At 71.8% G+C, this 25785-nt stretch carries 25 protein-coding genes; 13 read left to right on the forward strand and 12 right to left on the reverse strand.

Going from position 1 to position 25785, the window contains the following annotated elements:
- The first annotated feature begins 269 nt into the window (after positions 1 to 269).
- The 3 genes from ABZX30_RS07365 to ABZX30_RS07375 are packed head-to-tail and all read left to right on the forward strand — an operon-like array spanning position 270 to position 2826.
- The gene (locus tag ABZX30_RS07365; RefSeq protein ID WP_355929977.1) at positions 270 to 1154 is read left to right on the forward strand and encodes an ABC transporter substrate-binding protein; all 885 of its coding nucleotides are present in this window, start codon (positions 270 to 272) and stop codon (positions 1152 to 1154) included.
- On the forward strand, positions 1151 to 2077 hold the full coding sequence (locus ABZX30_RS07370) for an amino acid ABC transporter permease (RefSeq protein ID WP_355929979.1): 927 nt from the start codon (positions 1151 to 1153) through the stop codon (positions 2075 to 2077). Before ABZX30_RS07365 ends, ABZX30_RS07370 begins: the two co-directional genes overlap by 4 nt.
- On the forward strand, positions 2074 to 2826 hold the full coding sequence (locus ABZX30_RS07375; RefSeq protein WP_355929982.1) for an amino acid ABC transporter ATP-binding protein: 753 nt from the start codon (positions 2074 to 2076) through the stop codon (positions 2824 to 2826). Before ABZX30_RS07370 ends, ABZX30_RS07375 begins: the two co-directional genes overlap by 4 nt.
- A gap of 18 nt (positions 2827 to 2844) precedes the next feature.
- Here ABZX30_RS07375 and aroQ read toward each other — a convergent pair whose 3' ends face one another.
- On the reverse strand, positions 2845 to 3318 hold the full coding sequence (aroQ, locus tag ABZX30_RS07380; RefSeq protein ID WP_355929984.1) for a type II 3-dehydroquinate dehydratase: 474 nt from the start codon (positions 3316 to 3318) through the stop codon (positions 2845 to 2847).
- A gap of 172 nt (positions 3319 to 3490) precedes the next feature.
- On the opposite strand from aroQ, the gene ABZX30_RS07385 reads away from it, so the two are divergent.
- Positions 3491 to 4777 carry an MFS transporter gene (locus tag ABZX30_RS07385; RefSeq protein WP_355929987.1) on the forward strand — a complete coding sequence of 429 codons (1287 nt, stop codon included), beginning with the start codon at positions 3491 to 3493 and terminating at the stop codon, positions 4775 to 4777.
- Here ABZX30_RS07385 and ABZX30_RS07390 read toward each other — a convergent pair.
- From ABZX30_RS07390 to ABZX30_RS07415, 6 genes are all read right to left on the reverse strand, one after another.
- The gene (locus ABZX30_RS07390) at positions 4767 to 5867 is read right to left on the reverse strand and encodes an ionic transporter y4hA (protein ID WP_355929990.1); all 1101 of its coding nucleotides are present in this window, start codon (positions 5865 to 5867) and stop codon (positions 4767 to 4769) included. The two genes, ABZX30_RS07385 and ABZX30_RS07390, sit on opposite strands and share 11 nt — an antisense overlap.
- Positions 5868 to 6022: 155 nt before the next feature.
- The gene (locus tag ABZX30_RS07395; protein ID WP_355929991.1) at positions 6023 to 7024 is read right to left on the reverse strand and encodes a TerC family protein; all 1002 of its coding nucleotides are present in this window, start codon (positions 7022 to 7024) and stop codon (positions 6023 to 6025) included.
- Positions 7025 to 7246: 222 nt separating this feature from the next.
- A complete protein-coding gene (locus ABZX30_RS07400) occupies positions 7247 to 9202 on the reverse strand; it encodes a TerD family protein (RefSeq protein ID WP_355929993.1) in 1956 nt (651 codons plus the stop codon).
- 48 nt (positions 9203 to 9250) lie between these two features.
- On the reverse strand, positions 9251 to 9829 hold the full coding sequence (locus ABZX30_RS07405) for a TerD family protein (RefSeq protein WP_355929996.1): 579 nt from the start codon (positions 9827 to 9829) through the stop codon (positions 9251 to 9253).
- Between the two features lie 164 nt (positions 9830 to 9993).
- A complete protein-coding gene (uvrB, locus tag ABZX30_RS07410; protein ID WP_355929998.1) occupies positions 9994 to 12150 on the reverse strand; it encodes an excinuclease ABC subunit UvrB in 2157 nt (718 codons plus the stop codon).
- A 40-nt stretch (positions 12151 to 12190) separates the two neighbouring features.
- A complete protein-coding gene (locus ABZX30_RS07415; protein ID WP_355929999.1) occupies positions 12191 to 13054 on the reverse strand; it encodes an MHYT domain-containing protein in 864 nt (287 codons plus the stop codon).
- Between the two features lie 316 nt (positions 13055 to 13370).
- On the opposite strand from ABZX30_RS07415, the gene ABZX30_RS07420 reads away from it, so the two are divergent.
- Together ABZX30_RS07420 and ABZX30_RS07425 are read left to right on the forward strand one after the other, a co-directional pair.
- Positions 13371 to 14243 carry a glycerophosphodiester phosphodiesterase family protein gene (locus ABZX30_RS07420; RefSeq protein WP_355930002.1) on the forward strand — a complete coding sequence of 291 codons (873 nt, stop codon included), beginning with the start codon at positions 13371 to 13373 and terminating at the stop codon, positions 14241 to 14243.
- 63 nt (positions 14244 to 14306) lie between these two features.
- On the forward strand, positions 14307 to 14861 hold the full coding sequence (locus ABZX30_RS07425) for a methylated-DNA--[protein]-cysteine S-methyltransferase (protein ID WP_355930005.1): 555 nt from the start codon (positions 14307 to 14309) through the stop codon (positions 14859 to 14861).
- A gap of 18 nt (positions 14862 to 14879) precedes the next feature.
- Here ABZX30_RS07425 and ABZX30_RS07430 read toward each other — a convergent pair whose 3' ends face one another.
- Entirely contained in the window at positions 14880 to 15308 is a 429-nt protein-coding gene (locus ABZX30_RS07430; RefSeq protein WP_355930007.1) for a VOC family protein, read from the reverse strand.
- A gap of 99 nt (positions 15309 to 15407) precedes the next feature.
- Here ABZX30_RS07430 and ABZX30_RS07435 point away from each other — a divergent pair, with 99 nt between their 5' ends.
- Positions 15408 to 16316: a pseudouridine-5'-phosphate glycosidase gene (locus ABZX30_RS07435; protein WP_355930009.1), complete on the forward strand. Its 909-nt coding sequence runs from the start codon at positions 15408 to 15410 to the stop codon at positions 16314 to 16316.
- Positions 16301 to 17242: a PfkB family carbohydrate kinase gene (locus tag ABZX30_RS07440; protein ID WP_355930011.1), complete on the forward strand. Its 942-nt coding sequence runs from the start codon at positions 16301 to 16303 to the stop codon at positions 17240 to 17242. The genes ABZX30_RS07435 and ABZX30_RS07440 overlap by 16 nt, the downstream gene beginning before the upstream one ends.
- A 141-nt stretch (positions 17243 to 17383) precedes the next feature.
- Here ABZX30_RS07440 and ABZX30_RS07445 read toward each other — a convergent pair whose 3' ends face one another.
- Entirely contained in the window at positions 17384 to 18178 is a 795-nt protein-coding gene (locus ABZX30_RS07445; protein WP_355930188.1) for a methyltransferase domain-containing protein, read from the reverse strand.
- Between the two features lie 172 nt (positions 18179 to 18350).
- On the opposite strand from ABZX30_RS07445, the gene ABZX30_RS07450 reads away from it, so the two are divergent.
- On the forward strand, positions 18351 to 19478 hold the full coding sequence (locus ABZX30_RS07450; RefSeq protein ID WP_355930014.1) for a magnesium and cobalt transport protein CorA: 1128 nt from the start codon (positions 18351 to 18353) through the stop codon (positions 19476 to 19478).
- 4 nt (positions 19479 to 19482) lie between these two features.
- Here the strand turns inward: ABZX30_RS07450 and ABZX30_RS07455 are convergent, their stop codons facing one another.
- Positions 19483 to 19896 carry a PPOX class F420-dependent oxidoreductase gene (locus ABZX30_RS07455; RefSeq protein ID WP_355930015.1) on the reverse strand — a complete coding sequence of 138 codons (414 nt, stop codon included), beginning with the start codon at positions 19894 to 19896 and terminating at the stop codon, positions 19483 to 19485.
- Between the two features lie 44 nt (positions 19897 to 19940).
- Positions 19941 to 20582: a uridine kinase gene (locus ABZX30_RS07460; protein WP_355930018.1), complete on the reverse strand. Its 642-nt coding sequence runs from the start codon at positions 20580 to 20582 to the stop codon at positions 19941 to 19943.
- 61 nt (positions 20583 to 20643) lie between these two features.
- Between ABZX30_RS07460 and ABZX30_RS07465 the strand changes: the two genes are divergently transcribed.
- The 3 genes from ABZX30_RS07465 to ABZX30_RS07475 all read left to right on the forward strand — a co-directional run bounded on the left by ABZX30_RS07465 (position 20644) and on the right by ABZX30_RS07475 (position 23622).
- On the forward strand, positions 20644 to 21339 hold the full coding sequence (locus ABZX30_RS07465; protein ID WP_355930021.1) for a DUF2293 domain-containing protein: 696 nt from the start codon (positions 20644 to 20646) through the stop codon (positions 21337 to 21339).
- A 102-nt stretch (positions 21340 to 21441) separates the two neighbouring features.
- Entirely contained in the window at positions 21442 to 21921 is a 480-nt protein-coding gene (locus ABZX30_RS07470) for an anthrone oxygenase family protein (RefSeq protein ID WP_355930023.1), read from the forward strand.
- A gap of 213 nt (positions 21922 to 22134) precedes the next feature.
- The gene (locus ABZX30_RS07475) at positions 22135 to 23622 is read left to right on the forward strand and encodes a glutamate synthase subunit beta (protein WP_355930025.1); all 1488 of its coding nucleotides are present in this window, start codon (positions 22135 to 22137) and stop codon (positions 23620 to 23622) included.
- 84 nt (positions 23623 to 23706) lie between these two features.
- Here ABZX30_RS07475 and ABZX30_RS07480 read toward each other — a convergent pair whose 3' ends face one another.
- Positions 23707 to 24243, reverse strand: a complete 537-nt coding sequence (locus ABZX30_RS07480; protein WP_355930027.1) for a carboxymuconolactone decarboxylase family protein — start codon at positions 24241 to 24243, stop codon at positions 23707 to 23709.
- A gap of 47 nt (positions 24244 to 24290) precedes the next feature.
- Between ABZX30_RS07480 and ABZX30_RS07485 the strand changes: the two genes are divergently transcribed.
- Positions 24291 to 25730 carry a PLP-dependent aminotransferase family protein gene (locus ABZX30_RS07485; RefSeq protein ID WP_355930029.1) on the forward strand — a complete coding sequence of 480 codons (1440 nt, stop codon included), beginning with the start codon at positions 24291 to 24293 and terminating at the stop codon, positions 25728 to 25730.
- The last annotated feature ends 55 nt before the right edge of the window (positions 25731 to 25785 follow it).

Below are 25785 nucleotides of genomic sequence, written 5' to 3' on the forward strand. Positions count from 1 at the left end.
GCGCGCCCCGTGTGAATCGTGCACCCGTACCGATGGCGCGTGCGCGCTCGCGGGGGCGCGTTGTTGCGCGCTCAACTGGTAGGAGCCACGCGCGGGATGACGGCACCCGCGCGGAACGGGCCGTCGGCCTGTCTTTCCCCGCCCTCGGCCGGCGGCCCAGGCGAGCCCCACAGGGGACGTGTTCACGAGAACGCAACACCCGTTCCCAATATGCGGACAGTTGGCCCCTTGACCTCGACAAACGGGCGCCGTGCTGCCACTCTCCCGCCATGCGATCCGCCCCTCACGCACTGCGCCGCACCGTCACCGCCGCGACCATAACCCTGCTCGCCACCGCCGTCGGCTGCGCCCCGCAGCCGGAGGAGAAGGCCGCCGGCACTCCGTCCGCATCGGCCGGGAAGAGCTGCGGGAAGGGCACGTTGGCCACCAAGACCTCCGGCAAGCTGACGATCGCCACCGACGAGCCCGCGTACGAGCCCTGGTTCAAGGACGACAAGCCCGCCAACGGCAAGGGGTTCGAGTCCGCGGTGGCCTATGCCGTGGCACAACGGCTCGGCTATGACAAGAACGCCGTCGTCTGGCAGAGCGTCCCCTTCAACAAGGCGTTCGCGCCCGGCGTGAAGAGCTTCGACTTCGACATCAACCAGGTGTCGATCAGCGCCGAGCGCAAGAAGGCCGTGGACTTCTCCTCCGGTTACTACGACGTCCGCCAGGCCGTCATCGCGCTCAAGGGCAGCAAGGCCGCGAAAGCGACGGGCATCGCGGACCTCAAGGGTCTCAAGCTGGGCGCCCAGGTGGGCACCACCAGCCTCGACTACATCGACGACGTGGTGAAGCCGAAGCAGCAGGCGGCCGTGTACGCAAAGAACGACCAGGCCAAGTCAGCTCTGAAGAACGGTCAGGTCGACGCCGTCGTCACCGACCTGCCGACCGCGTTCTACATCACGGCGGCCGAGGTGACGAACGCCAGGATCGTCGGTCAGTTCGAGAACCAGGGCGGTACGCCGGAGCAGTTCGGGCTGGTGCTCGACAAAGGCAGCGCGCTCACCTCGTGCGTTTCCGAAGCGGTGGACGGTCTTCGGGAGGACGGCACGCTGGCGGGGATCGAGAAGCAGTGGCTGTCCGACGCCGTCGACGCACCGGTGCTCAAGTGACGGTCACCAAGGACGAGCCCGGCCAGGAGGGCGCGGACGACAAGGGGGACATGGCCGGCGCCGTCGCGGTCGACGACGGCTACGCCCCCTCGCGGCGGCGGCTCGAGCGCGAGCGTTTCAAGCGCACCCGGGCCCGCCGCGCCACGGCGGTCGCGGCGCTGTCGACCCTGGTCACCGGCGCCGTCCTCTGTCTCGTCGTCGTCGGCGCGCCGGGCTGGCCGCGCACGAGGGAGACGTTCTTCGACGGGCAGTACGCGCGCGAGGCGTTGCCGAAGGTCCTGGAGGGGCTGTGGCTGAACGTCCGGCTGCTGCTCGTCTGTGGCGCCGCCGTGCTGGTCCTCGGAATGCTGATCGCCGTCGCTCGCACCCTGCGCGGGCCGGTGTTCTTCCCGTTGCGGGTACTGGCGGCGGCGTACACCGACTTCTTCCGGGGACTGCCGCTGATCATCAACCTGATGATCGTGGTGCTCGGTGTGCCGGCGCTGCGACTGCAGGGCGTGACCGTCGACCCGGTGCTGCTCGGGGGTACGGCGCTGACCCTGACGTACTCGGCGTACGTGGCCGAGGTGTTCCGCGCCGGCATCGAGTCGGTGCACCCCTCGCAGCGCGCCGCCGCCCGCTCGCTCGGGCTGACCAACCGGCAGGCGCTGCGCCACGTAGTGCTCCCCCAGGCGGTGCGCCGCCAGGTGCCGCCGCTGCTCAACGACCTGGTGTCCCTCCAGAAGGACACCGGGCTCGTCTCCATCGGCGGCGCGATCGACGCCGTCCGGGCGGCGGACATCATCGTGGGCCGCAGCCTCAACTACACGCCGTACATCGTCGCGGGCCTGGCGTTCGTGGCGCTGACCATCCCGATGACCCGCTTCACGGACTGGGTGACGGCCAGGATGGACCGCCGGCGGGCCCAGGGAGGATCGGTATGAGCGACGCTCCGGTGCTGCGGATGGAGTCCGTCCGCAAGACCTTCGGCGGCTCGGTCGTGCTGCGGGACGTCGACCTCGAGGTCGCCCCGCACACGGTGACGGCGCTGATCGGTGCCTCCGGCTCCGGCAAGTCCACCCTGCTGCGGTGCGCCAACCTGCTGGAGGAGGTCGACGACGGCGCGATCTGGCTGGACGGCGAGGAGATCACCGACCCGCGGGCCGACCAGGACGCGGTACGGCGCCGGATCGGCGTGGTCTTCCAGGCGTACAACCTCTTCCCGCACATGACCGTGCTGGAGAACATCACGCTGGCCCCGCGCCGGGTGCACGGCGTGCCCCGTGCGGAGGCCGAGGGGCGTGCCAGGGAGCTGCTGGAGCGGCTCGGGCTGGGGGGCAGGGCGGACGCCTACCCGGACCGGCTGAGCGGCGGTCAGCAGCAGCGGGTGGCGATCGTGCGCGCCCTGGCGGTGCGCCCCCGGCTGCTGCTGCTCGACGAGATCACCGCGGCCCTCGACCCGGAACTGGTCGGCGAGGTCCTCAGCGTGGTGCGCGATCTGAAGGACGACGGCATGACCATGGTGCTGGCGACGCACGAGATGGGCTTCGCCCGTGACGTCGCGGACCAGGTCTGCTTCCTGGACGGAGGCGTCGTGCTGGAACGCGGCACCGCGGAGCAGGTCCTCGGCGATCCGCAGCAGGAGCGCACGCGGCGCTTCCTGCGGCGGATCGTGGAGGCGGGCCGCCTGTAGCGCGAGGGCGCCCGGGGCTCACCCGGCGTTCCGCGCCGCCCCCGCCAGCGCCGCGACCCGCTCCACGCCGAAGACATAGCCCTGCACGCCGCAGCCGGCGATGACGCCGTCGGCGCGCAGGGAGACGTACGAGTGGTGCCGGAACGACTCGCGCTGGTGGATGTTGGAGATGTGGACCTCCAGCACCGGCATGCCGTCACAGGTGTTGAGCGCGTCCAGGATCGCGACCGACGTGTGCGAGTAGGCGCCCGGATTGATGACGATCCCGCAGTGCCCGAGCCTCGCCTCGTGGATCCAGTCGACCAGCTGCCCCTCGTGGTTGGACTGCCGGAAGTCGATCGTGCCGCCGTGCGCGGCCGCCGCCTCGGCACACAGCGTCTCGACGTCGGCGAGCGTGCCGGAGCCGTAGATCTCGGGCTGGCGCTGGCCGAGCAGGTTCAGATTGGGCCCGTTCAGGATCATGATCGGGGCGTTGGCCAGGGTGCGGGGCACGGTTCCTCCGGTCCGTTCGGGGTGGGCGGCCCGCCGGGGCCGCTGCTCGCACCCGGTCTATCACGGTGGTCCGGGGTGACCCGCAACGCGCCCCCGCACGCCCCCGTAACCACTTGTCACCGTGGGTGGTTGACGCGGCATGGACAACGTACGCACCGTAAGGGCACCCTCCATGCTGCGACTCGGGGCCGCCTCCCTCGCCGGGACGGCGATCGAGTTCTACGACTTCTTCGCCTACGGGACGGCGGCGGCGCTGGTCCTGGGGCCGCTGTTCTTCCCGACGTTCTCGCCGATGGCGGGGACCCTGGCGGCCTTCGGGACCTTCGGGGTGGGTTTCGTGGCCCGGCCGCTGGGCTCGGTGCTGTTTGGTCACATCGGGGACCGGCACGGGCGCCGGCCGGTCCTCGTCGTCTCGCTGCTGCTGACCGGCGCCTCCACGGTCGCGGTCGGCTGTGTGCCGGCGTACGGCACGATCGGTGTGGCCGCGCCCCTGCTGCTGCTCCTCCTGCGCTTCCTGCAAGGGCTGGGGCTCGGCGGGGAGTGGGGCGGGGCGGTGCTGCTGACGGCCGAGCACGCGCCCGCCGGGCGGCGCGGGCTGTGGTCGAGTTTCCCGCAGGTGGGGCCCTCTCTGGGTTTCCTGCTGGCCAACGGGCTGACGCTGGCGCTGTCGGCGGTGCTCTCCGACGCGCAGTTCGCGCAGTGGGGATGGCGTGTGCCGTTCTGGGCCGCCGGGGTGCTGGCCGCGGCCGGGCTGTGGCTGCGCTGCTCGCTGGTGGAGAGTCCCCGGTTCCTGGAGATCGACGACCATGCGCGCGTGCCGCTCGCCGAGGTCGTACGGCACCACTGGCGGCTGGTACTGCTGACGGCCGGCGCGCTCGCGGTCGGCTACGCGGTGTTCTACGCGGTGACGACCTGGTCCCTGGCCTACGCGACGGAGCGGCTGGGCGTGAGCCGCACCGTGATGCTGGCCTGTGTCATGGCCGCCGTGGCGGTGAAGGGTGCGTTCACCCCCCTGATGGCGGTGCTCGGCGACCGGTTCGGGCGACGGCCCCTGTGCCTGGCGGGGTGTACGGCGACCGCGCTGTGGATGTTCCCGATGGTCGCGCTCCTGGCGACCGGCGCGCCCGCGCTGATGTTCCTCGGCTTCCTCGGGGCGCTGCTCGCCTTCGTCACCATGTTCGCCGTGATCGCCGCGTACCTGCCGGAGCTGTACGAGCCGAGGGTGCGCTGCACCGGAGCCTCGGTCGGCTACAACCTCGGCGGGGTGCTCGGCGGTGCGCTCACCCCCCTGGTGGCCACCGCGCTCGCCGAGCACTCGGGGCGTGTGCCCTGGGCCGTCGGCGCCTATCTGACCGGGGTCGCGCTGTTCAGCCTCGGGTGCTTCGCGGTGCTGCCCGAGACGCGTCCGGTGCCGGTGGCGGCGGTGGAACCGGTCACCGGCCGACCCGTTACGGGTTGACCGCCAACTCCAGGTACGCGGCGAACAGCACCAGGTGGACGCCTCCTTGCAGCGGTGTGGCCCGGCCGGGCACCACCGTGAGGGAGCCGACCACCACCGTCAGGGCGAGCAGCACCATGTGGGTCGCGCCGAGGCCGAGGACGAGCGGACCGGAGAACCAGACGGAGGCGAGCGCGACGGCGGGGATGGTGAGGCCGATGCTGGCCATCGCCGAGCCGAGGGCGAGGTTGAGGCTGGTCTGCACGCGGTCGCGGCGGGCCGCGCGAACGGCGGCGATCGTCTCGGGGAGCAGCACGAGCAGAGCGATGATCACACCGACGACCGCCTGGTGCAGACCGGCGGCCGACACCCCGGACTCGACGGCGGGTGACACCCCTTTGGCCAGGCCGACCACGCCGATCAGGGCGAGGCCGAGCAGGGTCAGGCTGATCCACGCGGTACGGGCGGTCGGCGCGTCGGCGTGGCCGTCCTCCTCCATCACCCCTCCCTGCCGGGCGATCGGCAGGAAGTAGTCACGGTGCCGCACGGTCTGGGTGGCCACGAACAGGCCGTAGAGGATCAGCGAGGACACCGCGGCGAAGGTGAGCTGCACGGAGGAGAACTCCGCGCCGGGCTTGCTGGTGGTGAAGGTCGGCAGCACGAGGCTGAGCGTGGCCAGGGTGGCCACGGTCGCGAGGGCCGCACCGGTGCCCTCGGGGTTGAAGACCGCCGTGCCGTGCCGCAGCGAGGCGACCAGCAGGCACAGGCCGACGATGCCGTTGCAAGTGATCATCACGGCCGCGAAGACCGTGTCCCGGGCCAGCGTCGCGCTCTTGGCGCCGCCGTCGGCCATGAGGGTGACGATGAGGGCGACCTCGATGATCGTCACGGCGATGGCGAGCACCAGGGAACCGAAGGGTTCACCGACGCGATGGGCGACCACTTCGGCGTGGTGCACCGCCGCCAGCACGGCCCCGGCGAGGACCGCGGTGGCGAGCGCGACGAGCGCGCCGGGCAGATTTCTGCCCCAGGTCAGGACGAGGAGGACGACCGCGAGAACCGGCACGAGAAACGTCCACTGGACAGTGAGCGACCTGAGCCTGGCGATCATGTGGTGATGGTGTCAGAGGTGTACACGGTTCGCATTCCAGTCCTTTCGCTGGCGGGCCGGGGACGCGCTCGGCACCCGACGAAGCACGGGGAGCGGTGGTCGGGCCATTCTCAACGCACCGCTCCCCGTGCTGGTCGTTCCTACGTCGGACGGCGTCAGGCGCCGGTGCTGTCCTTCGGCGCGCTCTCGCCGCCTGCCTGCGCCGTCTCGAGCGCCGCCTGTTTCCTGGAGGCCATGAGACTGGTGACGGTGGTGACGACCAGGACCACGCAGATCACGCCGAGCGAGACCGGGATGCTGATCTCCGGGACGTGCACCCCGGACTCGTGCAGCGCGTGGAGCACCAGCTTCACGCCGATGAAGCCGAGAATGACGGACAGCCCGTACGAGAGGTGGACCAGCTTCTTCAGCAGACCGCCGATGAGGAAGTACAGCTGACGCAGGCCCATCAGGGCGAAGGCGTTGGCGGTGAAGACGATGTACGGGTCCTGCGTCAGGCCGAAGATCGCGGGGATCGAGTCCAGCGCGAACAGCACATCCGTCGTACCTATCGCGAGCATCACGACGAGCATCGGCGTCATGACGCGCTTGCCGTTCTGCCGGATCCACAGCTTGGTGCCGTGATAGCGGTCGGCCACGCCGAACTTGCGCTCGGCTGCCTTGAGCAGCTTGTTCTCCTCGTACGTCTCGTCCTCCTCGTCGGCGCGGGCCTCCTGGATGAGCTTCCAGGCGGTCCAGATCAGGAAGGCGCCGAAGAGGTAGAAGACCCACGAGAAGTTGGCGATGATCGCCGCTCCGGCGGCGATGAAGACGGCCCGCAGGGCCAGGGCTATGAGCACGCCGATGAGCAGTACTCGCTGCTGGTACTGCGAGGGCACGGCGAACTTCGCCATGATCAGGACGAAGACGAAGAGGTTGTCGACACTCAGCGACTTCTCGGTGATGAAGCCGGCGAAGAACTCTCCGGCGGGCTGTCCGCCGCCGAAGACGAGCAGGCCGGTACCGAAGAGCCCGGCCAGGGCGATCCAGACGACGGTCCAGATCCCGGCTTCCTTGATGGACACGTCATGGGGCTTGCGCCCGATGAAGAAGTCCACCGCGATGAGAGCCGCGAGGCCGACGATGGTCAGGGCCCACAGGGTGGTGGAAACGTCCACTGCGCCTCCGGAAGGACGTAAGGGCAAACGGTCAGCGTCATCGCTGCCGGAGGTCTCTTCCACCCGGGACGGGCCGGCGCCCCGGGATCTCGTCCGATCCGTATTGACGGGTACGCCGCATTCAGGGAGTACTCCCCTCCGCACGGAAAACAGTACCCCATTCACCAAGGAAAGGTAAAGTGATTGGCAAAAGAAAGGTCAAAATCGCTGCTCAGAGCAGCTTTACTGTTGCTTGGGAGAAGCGGCCGCCACCTTGGCCAGCACATGGTGGAGCACCTCGCTGCCCGGCGGCACCAACGCGGGCTCGTACGTCCAGGCATGGCCGACCCACGGGTCCGCGAGGTGGTCGTCGGGCACCGGGGTGAGTCGCATGAGGGAACGCCACAAGGGGTCGAGCAAAGGACCGTAGGCAGCGGCGTCCTCGCGGTCGGCGACCACCAGCAGGTGCACGCCCACCTCGGGGCCCTCGTCCGCGAGGTACCGCAACGCGGTCACGGCCCGGTCGTCGAAACCGTGCGGGAAGTCGGTCACGACCAGCAGCTGCCGGGCCGTGTCCAGGCCGGGCGGCAGTGATGCGGTCGCGTCACCACGCACCGCCATCTGCACCAGGTCGACACGCCGGACAAGGCGTTCCAGGACCTCCGTCACTCCCGCGGCGCCGGCCGCCGGCGGTGCGGCGAGGACACCACTGCGCACCAGTGGTGCCAGCGCCCGGGCCGCCGAACCGGCCGGGTCGATCACCTGGACGCCGAACTCCTCCACGGGGTGCGCGGCCAACAGCCGGGTCGCGAGCGCCACCGCCGCCTCCATGGCGAGGTGCCGCAGTTCGCCCGGCTCGAAAACGGTGCCGTCGGGTGCCGTCACGCGGCCGCTGTCGATCCACAGGCCACGCTCCAGCGGCAGCCGGACCAGCATCGGGACGCGCAGCGGGGCGCTCTCCGGCAGATGGAGGTCGCCCAGGCGCACGGCCAGCGGCCGCTCCGCGGGGACCTGGTAGCCGTGCCAGACGGGGTTGTCCCAGCGGGCGCAGGCCGGCGGGAGGGCGGGCTCGACGACCTCGGCCTCGGCGGTGAGCTGGGCGAGGTCGCGGTCGAGTGCCGCCCGTGCCTGACCGACGATCCGGTCGCGCTTGGCGCGGGCCGCCTCGCGCGCCGCTTCGCCCGCCGAACCGAGCCGGCTGCGCGGGTCGGACAGGACCTGGTCGAGCTCCTTGTCCATGCGCGATTCGGCGAAGTCGACGGCGCTGCGGTAGGCGGCCGTGGTGCGGGCCAGGTCCTCGAACATGCCCCAGACCTGGTTGTAGAGCCGTTCGTCCATGGACCAGCCGACCGCGTCGCCCGCGACGGGCACCGCGGGCTGCCCGGGCGGGACGGGGGGCGCTTCGGGGGCGGGAGGCGGCGGGGCCGCGTGGCGCCGGGGATGGGTGTAGTCGAGGGGGCCGCCGGACGGGTCGGCACCGGCGGCCGCCGGCCGTCCGTCGCAGGGCCGCGCGGTCCACGGTGGCGCCTGTTCCGGGACGTCCCGGGGTGCGGGGCGGGACTGGCCGGAGCCGGGCGCCGGGGCCGTCGCCTGCCGCGCCAGGTCCCCGTCCGCCGTACGCGGCTCGGGCGCCGGTATGGAACGTGCCAGGCCTCGCGCCACCGCCTCCTGGATGCGGTCGGCGAGCGCGTCGGCCTGGGCAAGACCCTGGTCGGTGAGGAGCGCGGCGAGGCCGCCCGCGTAGCCCTGGCCCACGGCACGCACCTTCCAGGCGCCCTGTCTGCGGTACAGCTCCAGGGCGACGACAGCCGATTCCGCGTCCAGGCCGTTGATCGTGTAGCGCGCGACCTCGGTGCCGTCGAGGCCGGTGACGGCGGCGGAGGGGGCGGCGACGGCACCGAAGCGGAGCGGCCCGCCCGTCCCCGTAGGCAGGGCGAGCAGCACGTGGACGCGGTGCACCTGCTCGGGCACGGCGGCGAGGTCCACCGCGAGGCGGTGCTCGGCGGCCGCCTGACGGGAGACCTCCAGGCCGGGCAGGGTCGGGGAGCCCGGGTGGGCCACCCACTCGACGCCCCGCACCTTGCCGCTGTCGTCGCCGAGCGTGGCCCCGGCCACGACCGGCACCCCGGCCGCGATCCGGATCTCCAGCCGGACCTGCGAGAGCGGGTGGTTCTGCCCCCGCACCAGCTCGGCCGTCATCGCCTGTCCCCCCTGGTCGTGGTGTCGTGCGCCGGTCGCCGGGCCGGACTACAGGTGCGGCAGGATCGCCGGCATCAGGTCCTGGAAGGTACGGCCGTTGGACGGGGTGCCCAGAGCGGTCATCGTCCAGCCCGTACCCGAACGGTGCACCTTGGCCATGATCTGGGCGGTGTACGCGCCGCCGCCCGCCAGCGTGTAGCGGGCCAGCTCCTGGCCGTTGGTCTCGTCGACCAGGCGGCAGAAGGCGTTCTGCACCTCCTGGAAGGTCTGGCCGGTGAAGGAGTTGACGGTGAAGACGATCTGGTCGATGTGGACGGGGACGCGCTGCAGGTCGACGAGGATGGCCTCGTCGTCGCCGCCCTGGCCCACACCGCCGACGAGGTTGTCGCCGGTGTGCCGCACGGATCCGTCGTCGCTGACGAGATGGCGGAAGAACACGACGTCGACGGGCTGCTTGTCGGCGAACAGCACGGCGGAGGCGTCCAGGTCGATCTCCCGGGTGCGCGAGCCGAACAGACCGCGTCGGGGAGCCGCCTGCCAGCCGAGACCCATGCGGACCGCGGTCAGGCTGCCCCCGTCCTTCTTCTCCAGGCTGATGGCCTGACCCTTGGTCATGTTGACGGTCACGGCGGTGTCCCCTCTCGGATTTCCCCTGTTGCCGCGGAGCGCGCGGTTGACCAAAACCCTACGCAGGGGCACTGACAGAGCCGACCCCGGGCCCGCGCTTTGTGTCGTTGTTGCAACACTCCGCACGTCACGCGAACACCGGGGTCCGTCGGGGCGGCCCGGGCTCAGGCCAGGCCCGCCTCCCTCATCTGACGCAGTTCCTTCTTCATCTCGGAGACCTCGTCACGCAGCCGGGCGGCGATCTCGAACTGCAGGTCCGCGGCTGCGGCGCGCATGCGCTCGGTCATCTCCTCGATCTGCTCGGCGAGTTCGGCCGCGGGACGGTCGGTGGGCACCGCGTCCTTGGCCTTGCCCTTCGCGGACTTCGCGGACTTGGCGGCCGTCGCGCCCCTGGACGTCTTGTCGCCGAGCGCCGGCACCGGGGCCTTGGCGCCCTTGCCGTCCTTCAGCTTGCGGTAACCGGAACCGAGCAGTTGTTCGGTGTCGATGTCCTCGCGGGCGATCTGGGCGACGATGTCGTTGATCTTCTTGCGCAGCGGCTGCGGATCGATCCCGTTGGCCTTGTTGTAGGCGACCTGCTTCTCCCGGCGGCGGTTGGTCTCCTCGATGGCCCGCTCCATGGCCGGGGTGATCTTGTCGGCGTACATGTGGACCTCGCCGGAGACGTTGCGCGCCGCGCGGCCGATGGTCTGGATCAGCGAGGTGCCGGAGCGCAGGAAGCCTTCTTTGTCGGCGTCCAGGATGGCCACCAGGGACACCTCGGGCAGATCCAGACCCTCACGGAGGAGGTTGATGCCCACCAGGACGTCGAACTCGCCCGAGCGCAGTTCGCGCAGGAGCTCGACCCGGCGCAGCGTGTCCACGTCGCTGTGCAGGTAACGCACCTGGATGCCGAGTTCCAGGAAGTAGTCCGTGAGGTCCTCGGCCATCTTCTTGGTGAGCGTGGTGACGAGGACCCGTTCGTCCTTCTCCGTGCGCTTGCGGATCTCGTGCACCAGGTCGTCGATCTGGCCCTCGGTGGGCTTGACGACGACCTCCGGGTCGACCAGGCCCGTGGGGCGGATGATCTGCTCCACGACACCGTCCCCGCGCGACAGCTCGTAGGCGCCCGGGGTCGCCGACAGGTAGACGGTCTGCTCGATGCGCTCCTGGAACTCCTCCCACTTCAGTGGGCGGTTGTCCAGTGCGGAGGGCAGCCGGAAGCCGTGGTCGACCAGGGTGCGCTTGCGGGACGCGTCGCCCTCGTACATGGCGCCGATCTGCGGAACCGTGACGTGCGACTCGTCGATGACGAGCAGGAAGTCGTCCGGGAAGTAGTCCAGCAGGGTGTTGGGGGGCGAACCGGGCAGACGGCCGTCGAAGTGCATCGAGTAGTTCTCGACACCGGAGCAGCTGCCGATCTGGCGGAGCATCTCGAGGTCGTACGTCGTACGCATCCGCAGGCGCTGCGCCTCCAGGAGCTTGCCCTGCTTCTCCAGCTCGGCCAGGCGCTCCCCCAGCTCCTTCTCGATGTCGTTGACGGCCCGCTCCATGCGTTCGGGGCCGGCGACGTAGTGGGAGGCCGGGAAGACGTACAGCTGCCGGTCGTCGCTGATGATCTCCCCGGTGACGGGGTGGAGCGTGGACAGCGCCTCGATCTCGTCGCCGAACATCTCGATGCGGACGGCCAGCTCCTCGTACACCGGGAAGATCTCGATGGTGTCGCCGCGGACCCGGAAGGTGCCGCGGCTGAACGCCATGTCGTTGCGCGTGTACTGGATGTCCACGAAGCGGCGCAGCAGCTCGTCCCGGTCGATCTCGTCACCGACCCGGAGGGGAACCATCCGGTCCACGTACTCCTGCGGGGTGCCCAGGCCGTAGATGCAGGACACCGAGGCGACCACGACGACGTCGCGGCGGGTGAGCAGCGAGTTCGTCGCCGAGTGGCGCAGTCGCTCGACCTCCTCGTTGATCGAGGAGTCCTTCTCGATGTAGGTGTCCGACTGCGGGACGTAGGCCTCGGGCTGGTAGTAGTCGTAGTACGAGACGAAGTACTCGACGGCGTTGTTCGGGAGCAGCTCGCGGAACTCGGTGGCCAGCTGGGCGGCCAGCGTCTTGTTCGGTGCCATCACGAGCGTGGGGCGCTGGAGCTTCTCGATCATCCACGCGGTGGTGGCGGACTTGCCGGTGCCGGTCGCGCCGAGCAGGACGACGTCCTTCTCACCTGCCTCGATGCGTCGGGCCAGCTCGGCGATGGCCGTCGGCTGGTCGCCGCTGGGCTGGTAGGGGCTGACGACCTCGAAGGGCGCCACCGTGCGTTCGATGTGGGAAACGGGCCGCATGACATCAACCGTACGACCCCGCACTGACAACGGGGCCTGATCAGCGGTTCTGCGGGGTGCGGTGGCTTCGGTGGGCCTGCGGGCGGACCGGCCGCGGCGGCGGGCGGCGGGCGGAGTGGGCCATGGCGCCGGCCGGGATGCCCGGCTTGTGTTCGACGCGGGTCCAGTCGGGCTTGCCCACGACCATCAGCGGGTCGAACATCACGACGACGCCCGCGATGAGGAGGAAGGCGAGGGGGCCGACCAGCATGGGCGCCAGCAGAGCGGCGGGCGACTCGCCGCCGGGCGGGCCCGAGGTGGCGTGCAGGTGGACGGTGAGAGCGGCCATGCCGGTGTAGTGCGTGCCGCTGACCGCGAGGCCCATGACGAGGCTCGCGCCCACGCTCCACAGGAATCCCCGGACCTGTCCGGCGGCCCACAGGGCGGCGGTGGCGGCCACGACCGCTATCACCACCGAGGCGGCGACGGTGGGCGTGTCGTACTCGAGCGTGCCGTTGAGGCGCATGCCGGCCATGCCGAGGTAGTGCATCGAGGCGACACCCAGACCGGTGATCGTGCCGCCGGTGAACAGGGCCGTGCCGGTGGCGCCCCGGTAGCCGACGATGAAGATCCCGACGCCGACCATGACGATGGCGAGGCCGAGGCTCGCGTACGTCAACGGCTTGTCGTAGTGGACCGGCGTCTCCTTGACGGTGAAGCCCATCATCGCGACGAAGTGCATGGTCCATATGCCGGAACCGATCGCGGCCGATCCGAGGGCCAGCCAGGCGGGGCGCCAGGAGTGGGCCACCAGCATCGAACGCGTGGTGCAGCGCAGACCGAGGGCACCACCCAGGCACGCCATCAGATAGGCCACCAACGGGGTCACGACCCCGTAGCTGAAACCGTCGACCGTGCCTTGCATGCGCGGCTGCCCTTCCGCCCTCTTGCGTTCCGGAATGTATGACAAGCGCCCCCGCCCAGGACCGCGTCAGCGGCCAAGGCTGTCGCTGAGAGTATGACCTCCACCGGAATGGTCGAACGACTTTCCGACAAAGAAACACACACTTGCCCCACTTGTGCGGCACCGGTGAGCGGACTTGGACGAGTCAGTCCCATCCCTGGCCATCACGCGCCCTCCGCTGTCGGCTCTCTGCTGTCAGGCTGGAGCTGTCCGCATTGATCAGTATGAGCGGGCACCCGTCGGCATCCGTCTTGACGCCTTGACGCGAGGAGTACGCATGTACGCGCGCGCAGTCGCCGCAACGGCCACCGCACTCCTGGGGGCGGCCGCCCTGCTGACCCCCACCTCGCACGCCCGGACGGACGACGTCGGCGGGCACCCCGAGGTCATCGCCCACCGGGGCGGCGCCGCCTACGCCCCGGAGAACACCCTGCCCGCCATCGACGAGGCGGCCGCCCTGGGCTTCTCCTGGGTCGAGAACGACGTCCAGCGCACCAGGGACGGGGAGCTGGTCGTCATCCACGACGACAGCCTCGCCCGCACCACGGACGCCGAGGACGTCTTCCCCGGCCGGGCGCCCTGGAAGGTGAAGGACTTCACCGCCGCCGAGATCGCCCGCCTGGACGCGGGCAGCTGGTTCGCCCCCGCCTACCGGGGAACCCGCGTGCCCACGCTGGAGCAGTACATGGGGCGGGTCGAGCACAACCACCAGAAGCTGCTCCTGGAGATCAAGAATCCCGAGCTGTACCCGGACATCGAGCGGCAGACCCTGAAGCTGCTGGGCAACGAGGGCTGGCTGGACCGGCGGCACCAGGGACGGCTGATCGTGCAGAGCTTCAGCGCTGACAGCCTGCGCATCGTCCACGACCTCAAGCCCGGCATCACGACCGGCTTCCTCGGCGCGCCGTCGGTGGACACCCTGCGGCGGTACGCGGGCTTCGCCGACCTGATCAACCCCTCGTACGGATCGGTCACCAGCGACTACGTCGCTGCCGTACACGCGCTCGACGGGCCGCACGACAGGCCCATGGGGGTGTTCGCCTGGACCGTCGACGACGCGGCCACCGCCCGGAGCGTGGCCCGCTGCGGCGTCGACGGCATCATCACGAACAGGCCCGACGTCGTGCGGACGGCACTGGGCGGATCCTGAGCCCGCGGGCGGTGGAACCCGCGTCCGGGTGTCACTGTCAGTGGCGGGTCGTACCGTGGGCGCATGGACAGCCATGGGCAGTACGAGCAGCGGGTCGTGTGGGCCCTCGTCGGCAGCGACATCGGCCCCCTGCTGCTGGCGGCGACCAGCGACGGCCTGGTCAACGTCGTGTTCCACGCCACCGACACGGTGCGCGACCGGGCGCTGGCCCGGCTGGCGGCCCGGCTGGGCACCGAGCCCGTCGAGGCGCCCGGCTCCCCACTGCTGGCCGAGGCGATACGCCAGTTGCGGGCGTATCTCGCGGGTGAGCGGCACGCCTTCGAGCTGCCGCTGGACTGGTCGCTGATCTCCGGCTTCAACCGGCAGGTGCTGCGCGAACTGGTCCGCGCCGTCCCGTACGGCACGGTCGTGGGGTACGGCGACCTGGCCGGGCGGGTGGGCCAGCCGGGCGCGGCGCAGGCCGTGGGGGCGGCGATGGGCGCCAATCCGCTGCCGGTCGTCGTGCCGTGCCACCGGGTCGTGGAGAGCGACGGGGGCATCGGCGGGTTCGGGGGCGGGCTGGAGACCAAGCGCAAGCTGCTCGCCCTGGAGGGCGTGCTGCCCGAGCCGCTGTTCTGACGGCCCGGGCCGAGCGGCTCACGCGTAGTGCCGGGCTTCGAAGACGTTGCCGTCGGGGTCGCGGAAGTAGAAGCTGCGCGGGGCCTTGCCGCGGGCGCCGTAGGAGTCGTGCGCGATCTCGGACATCGGGACGGCGTGCGCCTCGAGCCGGGCGCGGAGCGCGTCGAACGCGTCCGACGGCAGGGAGAGACAGACGTGGTTGACGGGGTGGCCCGCGCTGTCGGCGGAACCGGGGAGCATGTTCATGCGTTCGGCGAGGGTGAGGGGCGCGAGGTCGAGGATGGTCTCGTCGTTGACCCGCACGGAGGGGAAGGAGACCGTCCCCGCGGTGAACTCGGCGACCCTGAGGGGCTCGAGGCCGACCGCCTGCTCGTAGAAGCCGGCCGAGGCGGCCGGATCACTCACCCACAGGACGACGTGGTCGAGGCGTGTGCCGTTGTCGGTCATACGGCCAAGGCTGGTGGTGACCACCACAGGCGGCAAGCGTTTATCCGGGCGCACGGCCCGCCAGGGATGAGGGAAGACGGACTGACAGGAGGCAGGCGCGTGGTGCTGGTGGTGTCCGAGGAAGTACGTGAGGCGATCGACGCGCGTCGGCCCGTGGTGGCGCTGGAGTCCACGATCATCGCGCACGGGCTGCCGCGCCCGCGCAACCTGCAGGTGGCCCTGGAGCTGGAAGAGGTGGTACGGCGGGAGGGTGCCGTACCGGCGACGATCGCGGTGCTGGACGGGCGGCCCCGTGTCGGCCTCGACAAGGAGCAGTTGGAGCGGATCGCGAACGAGGACGGGATCCGCAAGCTGGGTCACCGGGACCTGCCGCTCGCCGTGGCGGCCGGGGCGAGTGGGGCGACCACGGTGTCGGCGACCGCGCTGCTGGCCGCGCTGGCGGGCGTCCGGGTGTTCGCGACGGGCGGGCTGGGCGGTGTGCACCGGGAGTGGACGGTCACCCAGGACGAGTCAGCCGACCTGGGGCTGCTGGCACGGACGCGGATCACGGTGGTGTGCGCGGGGGTGAAGTCGATCCTGGACGTGCCGGCCACCCTGCAGCGCCTGGAGACGCTGGGCGTGGCCGTCGCCGGATACCGCACGGACCGCTTCCCCGGCTTCTACCTGTCGGACTCCGGGCAGCCGGTCGACTGGACGCTGGACACCCCCGAGCAGGTGGCGGAGGTCATGCGGGCGCAGGACGGCCTCGGTGTGCCGGAGTCGGCGCTGATCGTCGCGAACCCCGTCCCCGAGGAGGAACAGCTCGACCCCGCGCTGCACGCGCGCGTGCTCGCCGACGCGCTGCACGCCTGCGAGGCGGAGGGCGTCACCGGTCAGGCGGTCACCCCGTTCCTGCTCGACCACCTGGTCCGGCACACGGACGGGGCCTCGCTGGACGCCAACCTCGCGGCGGTGCGCGGCAACGTCCGGCTGGCGGCGCGGATCGCGGCGGCGTGGGCGCGGGGGTGACGGCGGACTCCCAAGGCCCGGCGGGCGGCGGGGCGCTGCTGGTGGTCGGGGACGTGGTCACGGACGTCGTCGCCCGGCACCGGGGGCCGCTCGCGGCCGGCACCGACACGGCGGCCGCGATCCGGACGGTGCCGGGTGGCGCGGGCGCCAACGTGGCCTGCTGGGCCGCCCACACGGGCTGTGCGGACGTACGGCTGCTGGGGCGGGTCGGCGTGGACGCGGCGGCCTGGCACGAGCGGCAGCTGATCGCGGCCGGAGTGCGGCCGCGGCTCGTCGTCGACCCGGAGGCCGCCACGGGGACGGTGGTCTGTCTGGTCGACACGGGGGCGTCGGCCGAGCGTACGTTCCTCACGGACAGCGGCGCGTCGCTGCGGCTGGAACCCGCCGACTGGTCCGACGCGCTGCTGGACGGGGTCGCCCGGCTGCATCTGTCGGGCTACTTGTTGTTCTCCGAGGCGAGCCGGGCGCTGGCGGCGGTGGCCCGGGAGGCGGCTCGGGCGCGTGGTGTGCCGGTGAGCCTGGATCCGGCGTCGGCGGGGTTCCTCGGGCGGCTGGGGGTGGACCGGTTCCTGGCCTTCACCGAGCGGGTGGAGGTGCTGTTGCCCAGCCGGGACGAGGCGGCCCTGCTGACCGGGTTGCCGGACCCGGCGGACGCGGCGGTCAAGCTGAGCCGCCATGTCCCGCTGGTGGTGGTCAAGGCGGGCGCGGACGGTGCGTGGGTGGCCCGGTCCGGCGCCCTGCTCGCCCGGGTCCCGGCCGCACCGGCGACACCGCGGGACACCACCGGCGCCGGGGACGCCTTCTCCGGCGCGTTCCTCGCCTCGCTGGCCGCGGGCGCGTCCCCCGAGGAGGCGGCGACCGCCGGCTGCCGGGCGGGAGCCCGGGCGGTCGAGCGGGTGGGCGGCAGGCCGCCCACGCCCGGATGAGGCACCACTACGGCAAGCCGGCACCAGCACCCTCGACGAGCGGGGCCGCCGGCTGCCGGGCGGGAGCCCGGGCGGTCGAGCCGGTGGACGGCAGGCCGCCCACACCCGGGGTGACGGGCGGGGCACTGCCCGTCAGACGCGCTACGCCTTCCGTCCCCACGCCGAGATCATCGGTGCCGTGGCCAGGTCCATGGAGCCGGAGGCGACGTTGGACAGGTGCCGGTCGATGTCCTCGTCGGTGGCGAGACCCGCGTGCACGAGCTGCTCGCGGATCTGGCGCACGGTGGCGGACTCCAGAGTGGAGCAGGCGGGTGAGGTGACGGGGAAGCAGGCTTCGGCCCGCACGTCGCGCAAGCCGGCCTCGCGCAGCAGGCGGGGAAGCTTGCGGCCGTAGGAGAGGTCGGCACCGCGGTCGGCGAGCAGCTTGCGGAAGCCGTGCCGCAGCCGGTTGGCGAGCTGTTGGTCGGGGCCGTGCTCGTCGGGGCAGAGCAGCGGCTGCAGGGCCGGATCGGCGTCCTCGACCAGGAGCCGGCCGCCGGGCCGCAACGCGTGGACCATCGACCGCAGCGCTCTTTCCCGGTCCGGCACATGGACGAGGACGAGCCGGGCGTGCACCAGGTCGAAACCCTCCCCCGGCGGCTCCTCGGCGCCCACGTCGTGGACGCGCGCCTCCACCGGTGGGCGGGCGGCCGGGGCGACCCGCGAGATGTCGATGTCGGTGGCGACCACCGTGCCGGTGGGGCCGACCTTCCCGGCCAGCCAGGACACCACTGAGGTGCCGCCGGCACCCACTTCCCAGCAGCGCAGGCCGGGGCCGATGCCGAGCGCCTCGAGATGGCGGAAGGTGGTGGGGTCGAAGAGGGTGGCGAAGGCGTCGAAGCGCTGTCCCGCCTCGTCCTGCCGGTTGTCGAGGAGGTACCCGTCGGACGGCGTCATGTCGGATGGGGTCATATCACGATCATCCGACGTTCCGTTGCTCCGTCCACAGCCGGGAACCAAGCGGAATCACCCGTTTCCACAGGCTTACCCGCCGCCGGCGCCCGGCTGGCAGACTGGCTCGGCAAGGCGCGGCAGTGCTACGCGAGGAGATCCACGCAAGGAGATCCAGATGTCCATGGCTGGGAATCTGCGGAAGGTCACGGGCCTCGGCAGGGTGGGTGGTCTGCGCAGGGTGGCGCGGCTGGCCCGGCGGAGGCCGAAGGTCGACCTGAGTCACCCCGCGCGCTCCCCGCTGGGCTCCTCGGTGGTGAACTGCGTGACGTACCGGGACGGCGCCCGGGTCCCCGGGGAAGGCGATCTGGTGGACATCGTGGAGCGGGTGCGCAAGAGCGGCGACGGCTTCGTCTGGCTGGGGCTGCACGAGCCGACGGACCGTGAGTTCGCGGGTATCGCCGAGTTGTTCGACCTGCACCCGCTGGCGGTCGAGGACGCGGTCGAGGCCCATCAGCGTCCGAAGCTGGAGCGGTACGGCGAGACGCTGTTCGCGGTGTTCAAGACGGTCTGCTACGTGGAGCACGAGCAGCTGACGGCGACGAGTGAGGTGGTGAACACCGGCGAGATCATGGTGTTCGTGGGCCACGACTTCGTGGTGACGGTGCGGCACGGGAGGCACGGCTCCCTGGGTCCGCTGCGCGAGGAGCTGGAGTCGGATCCGCGGCAGCTCGCCAAGGGCCCGGCGGCGGTGCTGCACGCGATCGCGGATCACGTGGTTGACGACTACCTGACCGTCACGGACTCGCTGCAGGCCGACATCGACCAGGTCGAGACGGATGTGTTCGCGGAGAACGGCGCGCGGGTGGATCCGGGCCGCATCTATCAGATGAAGCGTGAACTCCTCGAGCTCAAGCGGGCGGTGGCACCCCTGGGCCGTCCCGTCGAGGACCTCGCGACCAAGCCGATCCGAGTGGTCGCGCCGGAGATACAGGCCTACTTCCGTGACGTGCTCGACCATCTGATGCGGGCCAAGGAGCAGATCGCGTCCTTCGACGAACTGCTCAACTCCATTCTGCAGGCGCACCTCGCGCAGGTGACGGTCGCGCAGAACGAGGACATGCGGAAGATCACGGCGTGGGCGGCGGTGATCGCCGTGCCGACGATGGTGTGCGGTGTGTACGGCATGAACTTCGAGCACATGCCGGAGCTGCACTGGCGGTTCGGCTATCCGCTCGTCATCGCCGTGATATCCGGGGCGTGTCTGACGCTGTACCGCGGCTTCCGGCGCAACGGCTGGCTCTGACCGGTCAGGCGGAGAAGGCCACGACCTTCGCCGGGACGATCCTGACGATCACGCGGACCTCGTCGTCCTTCTCCTCCGGCGGGTTGGTGCCGAGGTACTTGTGCGACAGCTCGTACGGGAGCCGTTTGCCCTCGTCGGGAAGGATCTCGGCGGTGCCGCGGATCTCGGCCGAGGTGTACGGGTTCGCCAGGTCGAACACCGTGAGGCTGACGCGGGGGTCGCGGCGGAGGTTGCGCACCTTCTGGCGTCCGGCGATGGACGAGAAGAGCACGGTGTCGCCTTCGCGCTTGATCCAGACCACCGAGTTCTGCGGCGCCCCGTCGGGACCGAGGGTGGCGACACTGGCGAAGTTCCGGCCGTCGAGGAGGGCGCGTACGGAGTCGTCGAAGGAGACCGTGTCGTCTGTGGAGATCGTCATGCCGTCAGCATACACAAGTTACATGCACGTGCATATAAAATTGGTCAGCCGTTCCACGCCGGATGCCGGGGATCGTCGGCGCGCACCAGGACGTCGGCGGTCCCGGCGGGGTCGACCTCGGCCAGGTAGCGCTCGAAGGCGGGGAGCGTCCAGTGGTCGGCGTCGGGAGTGCGGCGCCGCAGGGCGCCCGGGGAGAGGAGGACATGGACGGTGAGGTCGAACGGGAACCAGTGGCGCAGCAGGAGGGGGCCGTGCAGCAGCAGGAGACCGCCGGGCGGGAGCTGGACGTGGGGGCTGCGGGTGGCCCGGTCGGTGGCGGGGTCCCACAGATCGGGCAGGACACGGCCGGTGCCGCCGGGTTCGAGCGGGCCGAAGACCTCGCGCCACAGGGCACCGGTGTCGAACCATCCGTTGTAGTACGACTCCACGTCCCGCCTGCCGTACTCCAGCCGCAGCGAGGCCGGGCGCAGGAAACCCTCGGTCCCCACCACCAGCGAGGGGCGACCGCGTACCCGCAGGGCCTGCGCGACGCGTTCGGCGAGGTCTCCCGGCCGGGCCGCCGGAGCACCGTCGAAGGCGACGCGTGGCCAGGGGCCGCCGTCGGCGGGCTTGAGCTCGGCCAGCCGGTCGGCGAGCAGCTCACCGAGCCGGTCCCAGGTGATCGCTTCGAGTCGCACAGGGCCCATGATGCCGCGTGGTCCCACCCCTGCGGCGTGGCAGCCGGGCCCCGGGGGGAAAGAACCGGATATGGTGCGACCCGCGACCGCCTCGTCCCACGCCGGACTTCTCGTCATCCAGCCGCTGCGGCGCAAGCACTGTGCCGTGTGCCGGCGCGGGCAGCTGTCGCTGCTCGTGCTGGAGGAGGGCGTGCCGCGCTGCCTCGACTGCGCCGACCTCGGGCATCTGGTCTTCCTGCCGCGCGGCGACACCGCGCTGACGCGCAGATCGCGCGAGGAGAGCACGCTGTCGGCGGTGGTCGTGCGCTACAACCGGCGGAAGAGCCGGTACGAGCGGCAGGGCGTCCTCGTCGAGGAGGAGGCGCTGGCGCGGGCCGAGGAGCGGTGCCTGGCGGACACCGAGGCGCGGCGGCGGCGCCGGGCGCGGGACGCGCGGCGCAGGTCGGCGCAGGACACTCGGTTCGCCCAGACGTTCGCGGCGGAGGTCCGGCGGCTCTTTCCCGGATGTCCGGCCGAGCGGGCCGGGGCGATCGCCGCGCACGCCTCGCTGCGCGGCAGCGGGCGGGTCGGGCGGAGCGCGGCCGGGCGGGCGCTGACCGAGGGCGCGGTGATCTCGGCGGTCGTGGCGTCCGTACGGCACCTGGACACTCCGTACGACCGGCTGCTGATGAGCGGGGTGCCGCGGTACGAGGCGCGGCGGCGGATCGCGGCGGCCGTGGAGACAGTGCTGGGCGGGTGGCGGGAGGCCGGGACGGAGGTCGGTTGAGGTGGGGACAGGTGCCGGTGGGCCCGTGGCGGGCCGCGGTCGTGACGGGCGGGCGCAGACGGCGCCCGGTGCGGGACGAGACGGAGGGGAGGTGGCCGGAGCATGATCCACGGACCGTACTTGGTGCTGGTCGTGCTGGGTGTACTGGGGACCGGGCTGGTGGCCGGGGTCTTCTGCGCGTTCTCGACGTTCGTGATGAGGGGGCTCGCCGCGCTGCCGCCGGCACAGGGCGTCGCCGCGATGAACGCGATCAACGTGGCGGCGGTGACACCGGCCTTCATGAGCCTCTTCGCGGGATCGGCGGTGCTGTGTGCGGTGATCGCCGTGGTGACCTTCGTGCTGTGGCCGGACGACGGGACGGTGGAGCTGCTGCTGGGCAGTGCGCTGTACCTGTTCGGTTCGTTCGGGCTGACCGTGGTGGCGAACGTGCCGCGCAACGAGACGCTGCTGCGGCTGGACCCGGGGACGGCCGAGGCGGCCGCCTACTGGCCCGGGTACGTGCGCGAGTGGACCTTCTGGAACCACCTCCGCACGGTCGCCTCGGGCGCCGCCGCGCTGCTGTACGTGCTGGCTCTCACCTGAGGGAGGCCTCGGGCAGACTTCGGGGATTCCCCGGCGGATCCGGCCCCTGCCTGAGCGCGCCTGAGCGGCACACCGCCGACGCCTGTGAGAACCCCCTGCGGAAAGCGCTGTCCACCCCTCTGCGGAGGGGGCGGAGGCGACGTAAAGTGACCGGAAGAGTGTGCCGACCGATGACGTACGGCCCCGTTCTACGCCCGAGCGAGGAAGACGGCCATGGCCGATCCCAAGGGTTTCATGAACACGCCCCGCCAGGAGTGGCCACGCAGGCCGGTGGCCGAGCGCGTACAGGACTGGGACGAGGTGTACGTCCCGGGAGCCCTGCTGCCCATCATCAGCAAGCAGGCCGACCGCTGCATGGACTGCGGTGTCCCCTTCTGCCACGACGCCTGCCCGCTGGGGAATCTGATCCCCGAGTGGAACGACCTGGTCTCGCGCGAGGACTGGCGGGCGGCGAGCGACCGGTTGCACGCCACGAACAACTTCCCCGAATTCACCGGGCGGCTGTGTCCGGCGCCGTGCGAGGCGGGATGTGTGCTCGCCATCAACCAGCCGGCCGTCACCATCAAGAACGTCGAGTGCGCGATCGCCGACCGGGCCTGGGCGGAGGGTTTCGCGCCGCCACGGCCTCCGGAACGGCTGTCCGGGCGGACCGTCGCGGTGATCGGTTCGGGCCCGACCGGGCTGGCCGCGGCCCAGCAGCTCACGCGGGCCGGGCACACCGTCGCGGTGTACGAGAGGAACGACCGGATCGGCGGGCTGATGCGCTACGGCATCCCCGCGTTCAAGATGGAGCGGCGGCATCTGGAGCGGCGGCTGGAGCAGATGCGCGCCGAGGGCACCAAGTTCCGCACGTCGACGACGGTGGGACGGGACGTCGACGCGGCCGAGCTGCGCGCACGGTACGACGCCGTCGTCATCGCCACGGGAGCCACGGCCTGGCGGGAACTGGACGTCCCGGGAAGAGAGTTGGCCGGGATACACCAGGCGATGGAGTACCTGCCGCTGGCCGACCGGGTGTGCGAGGGCGACCTGGAGGTGTCGCCGCTGTCGGCCGCCGGGAAGCACGTCGTCATCGTGGGCGGCGGTGACACGGGCGCCGACTGCCTCGGCACGGCGGTGCGGGAAAGGGCGGCGTCCGTCACCCAGCTGGACATCTACGCCCAGCCGGGTGCCGAACGCGACGAGGACACCGAGCCCTGGCCGACCTATCCGAAGATCTACCGGCTGTCGGCCGCGCACGAGGAGGCGCGCGACCTGGAGACCGCGCCGGCCGCGGACGCCGACGCGCGGCTGTTCGCCGCGTCGACTCTGCATTTCACCGGTGACGCGGACGGGCACGTGCGGTCGCTGCACCTGGTCGAGGTGGACGCGCTGCGTCGCCCGCTGCCCGGCACCGGGCGGGACATCCCCGCGGATCTCGTCCTGCTGGCCCTCGGTTTCTCGGGACCCGACCGCGGAGACGGCCTGGCCGACCAGTTGGGGCTGGCGCTGGAGCCGCGCGGCACGATCGCCCGGGACGCCGGCTTCGCCACCAACGTCCCCGGCGTGTTCGCCGCCGGGGACGCCGCGCGCGGGCAGTCGCTCATCGTGTGGGCGATCGCGGAGGGGCGGGCGGTGGCGGCGGCCGTCGACCGTCATCTGACGGGCAGTTCGCGGCTGCCGGCGCCGATATCGCCCTACGACCGGCCCATGGCGGTGTGACCCCGGCCCGCTGCCCCTAATCCCCAGAACCCCAGAACCCCAGAACCCCGGGTCCCCGGGTCAGCGGGTCAGCGGTGCCCCGGGTCAGCGGCGTCGCTCGTCCGTGCCCGCCACCTTGGCCGTCGACAGGGCCAGCCGGTTCCAGGTGTTGATCGCGAAGATCAGGGCGAGCAGGTTGGCCAGTTCGGTCTGGTCGAAGTGGGCCGCCGCCTGTGCGTAGACGTCGTCGGGGACGCCGCCGTCGGCGACCAGGGTGACCGCCTCCGTGAGGGCGAGCGCGGCCTGCTCCTTCTCGGAGAAGAAGTGGCGGGCCTCGCGCCACACGGCGACCATGTGCAGCCGATCCTCGCACTCGCCCGCCTTGCGGGCGTCGTTGGTGTGCATGTGCAGGCAGTAGGCGCAGTGGTTGAGGTGCGAGCTGCGGATCTGGACCAGCTCGACCAGGGCGGGGTCGAGGCCTTCGCGGGCGGCGGCGTCGAAGCCGACGAGGGCGCGGAAGACCTTCGGCGCGGACTTGGCGAAGTCGAGGCGGATGCGTCCGGTCCCGGCGGCCGCCGGGCCGTCGGCCGGGACGCCGGTCAGGGAGCCGGTCGGGGCGGGTGCTGTGGTGTCCGTCGTCATGTTCTTCAACCTACGGGCCGTAAAGACCGGTTGTAGGGTGCATTCCCATGGCGGAATCGTGGGTCGATCCGGCGGCCCGACGGGGCTCGGACCTGTACGTGGACCTTCAGGTGGAACTGTCCGGTCCGGGCGGGCGGCGGGCCGCGCTGATCCGGGCGCTGCGCGAGGCCGTGCGCGGCGGCAGGCTGGCTCCGGGCACCCGGCTGCCGCCGTACCGCTCGCTCGCGGCCGACCTGGGTGTCGCCCGCAACACGGTGGCCGACGCGTACGCGGAACTCGTCGCCGAGGGCTGGCTGACCGCCCGCCAGGGCTCGGGCACCCGTGTCGCCGACCGGGCCGAGCCGCTGCGGCCGGCCGTACGGACGCCGAAGAAGGCACCCGCACGCGCGCGTGGCCCCCGGCACGACCTGCGGCAGGGCACTCCCGACACGTCCGCGTTCCCCCGGGCGGCCTGGAGCGCGTCGTACCGGCGGGCCCTCCAGGCCGCTCCCGGCGAGGCGTTCGGGCCGGGCGACCCCGCGGGGCGGCCGGAACTGCGGGAGGCGCTCACGGAGTACCTGGCACGCGCGCGGGGGGTGCGCACCGAGCCGGGCCGGATCGTGATCTGCTCCGGCTTCGCGCACGCGCTCCGGCTCCTCTTCGGCCAGGGGCTGACCGGCGGCGGTGTGCTGCGCGGTCCGCTGGCGGTGGAGGCGTACGGCCTGGACTTCCACCGGCAGGTGCTCACCGCGGCCGGTGCGCGGACCGTCCCGCTCCCCCTCGACGAACGCGGCGCGCGGGTGGACCGGCTGGGGCGCGAACGGGCCGTGCTGCTCACGCCCGCACACCAGTTCCCCACCGGCGGCCCGCTGCACGCGGAGCGCCGCGCCGCCGTGGTCGACTGGGCACGCGCGCGTGGCGGGGTGGTCGTGGAGGACGACTACGACGGCGAGTTCCGGTACGACCGCAAGCCGGTCGGCGCGCTCCAGGGTCTCGATCCCGAGCGAGTGATCCACATCGGCTCGGTCAGCAAGAGCCTGTCGCCCGCGCTGCGCCTCGGATGGATGGTCCTGCCGGAGCGGTTCGCCGACGCCGTGCCGGCCGCCAAAGGCGAGCGCGAGGCGTGGGCTAGCGTGCCGGAGCAGCTGGCGCTGGCCGATTTCATTGCGGCGGGGTCGTACGACCGTCATGTGCGGCGCATGCGGCAGCGCTACCGGCGCCGCAGGGACCGGCTCGTGGCGGCCCTCGCCGCGCACGCCCCGCACATCGAGGTCACCGGCGTCGCGGCCGGGCTGCACGCGGTGCTCCGGCTCCCGCCCGGCACCGAGCCGTCCGCCGTCAAGTCCGCCGCCTGGCACGGCGTGGCCCTCGACGGCCTCGGCGCCTTCCGGCACCCGGAGACGGACATGGCCGCCCGGGACGGCCTCGTCGTGGGCTACGCGACGCCGCCGGAACACGCGTACGCGGCGGCAGTGGACGCGCTGTGCGCCGTACTGCCGCCGCCGTGAGCGAGGCCGAGGCCGGACTGGAGCCAGGACCGATGCAGGCGCCGAGGCCAGGGCC

Origin of the sequence: Streptomyces sp. NPDC004542, assembly GCF_040610035.1 — a bacterium.
Classification (GTDB): Bacteria; Actinomycetota; Actinomycetes; order Streptomycetales; family Streptomycetaceae; genus Streptomyces.

What these genes read in the sequence shown, in the direction of transcription:
- ABZX30_RS07465 (WP_355930021.1), top strand. Translation starts at nt 20,644, where the DNA reads ATGGTGCGACCCGCGACCGCCTCGTCCCACGCCGGACTTCTCGTCATC.
- ABZX30_RS07415 (WP_355929999.1), bottom strand. Translation starts at nt 13,054, where the DNA reads ATGCAAGGCACGGTCGACGGTTTCAGCTACGGGGTCGTGACCCCGTTG.
- ABZX30_RS07430 (WP_355930007.1), bottom strand. Translation starts at nt 15,308, where the DNA reads ATGACCGACAACGGCACACGCCTCGACCACGTCGTCCTGTGGGTGAGT.
- uvrB (WP_355929998.1), bottom strand. Translation starts at nt 12,150, where the DNA reads ATGCGGCCCGTTTCCCACATCGAACGCACGGTGGCGCCCTTCGAGGTC.
- ABZX30_RS07420 (WP_355930002.1), top strand. Translation starts at nt 13,371, where the DNA reads ATGTACGCGCGCGCAGTCGCCGCAACGGCCACCGCACTCCTGGGGGCG.
- ABZX30_RS07390 (WP_355929990.1), bottom strand. Translation starts at nt 5,867, where the DNA reads ATGATCGCCAGGCTCAGGTCGCTCACTGTCCAGTGGACGTTTCTCGTG.
- ABZX30_RS07460 (WP_355930018.1), bottom strand. Translation starts at nt 20,582, where the DNA reads ATGGGCCCTGTGCGACTCGAAGCGATCACCTGGGACCGGCTCGGTGAG.
- ABZX30_RS07425 (WP_355930005.1), top strand. Translation starts at nt 14,307, where the DNA reads ATGGACAGCCATGGGCAGTACGAGCAGCGGGTCGTGTGGGCCCTCGTC.
- ABZX30_RS07375 (WP_355929982.1), top strand. Translation starts at nt 2,074, where the DNA reads ATGAGCGACGCTCCGGTGCTGCGGATGGAGTCCGTCCGCAAGACCTTC.
- ABZX30_RS07480 (WP_355930027.1), bottom strand. Translation starts at nt 24,243, where the DNA reads ATGACGACGGACACCACAGCACCCGCCCCGACCGGCTCCCTGACCGGC.
- ABZX30_RS07445 (WP_355930188.1), bottom strand. Translation starts at nt 18,178, where the DNA reads ATGACGCCGTCCGACGGGTACCTCCTCGACAACCGGCAGGACGAGGCG.
- ABZX30_RS07470 (WP_355930023.1), top strand. Translation starts at nt 21,442, where the DNA reads ATGATCCACGGACCGTACTTGGTGCTGGTCGTGCTGGGTGTACTGGGG.
- ABZX30_RS07475 (WP_355930025.1), top strand. Translation starts at nt 22,135, where the DNA reads ATGGCCGATCCCAAGGGTTTCATGAACACGCCCCGCCAGGAGTGGCCA.
- ABZX30_RS07365 (WP_355929977.1), top strand. Translation starts at nt 270, where the DNA reads ATGCGATCCGCCCCTCACGCACTGCGCCGCACCGTCACCGCCGCGACC.
- ABZX30_RS07400 (WP_355929993.1), bottom strand. Translation starts at nt 9,202, where the DNA reads ATGACGGCCGAGCTGGTGCGGGGGCAGAACCACCCGCTCTCGCAGGTC.
- ABZX30_RS07450 (WP_355930014.1), top strand. Translation starts at nt 18,351, where the DNA reads ATGTCCATGGCTGGGAATCTGCGGAAGGTCACGGGCCTCGGCAGGGTG.
- ABZX30_RS07485 (WP_355930029.1), top strand. Translation starts at nt 24,291, where the DNA reads ATGGCGGAATCGTGGGTCGATCCGGCGGCCCGACGGGGCTCGGACCTG.
- ABZX30_RS07455 (WP_355930015.1), bottom strand. Translation starts at nt 19,896, where the DNA reads ATGACGATCTCCACAGACGACACGGTCTCCTTCGACGACTCCGTACGC.
- ABZX30_RS07385 (WP_355929987.1), top strand. Translation starts at nt 3,491, where the DNA reads ATGCTGCGACTCGGGGCCGCCTCCCTCGCCGGGACGGCGATCGAGTTC.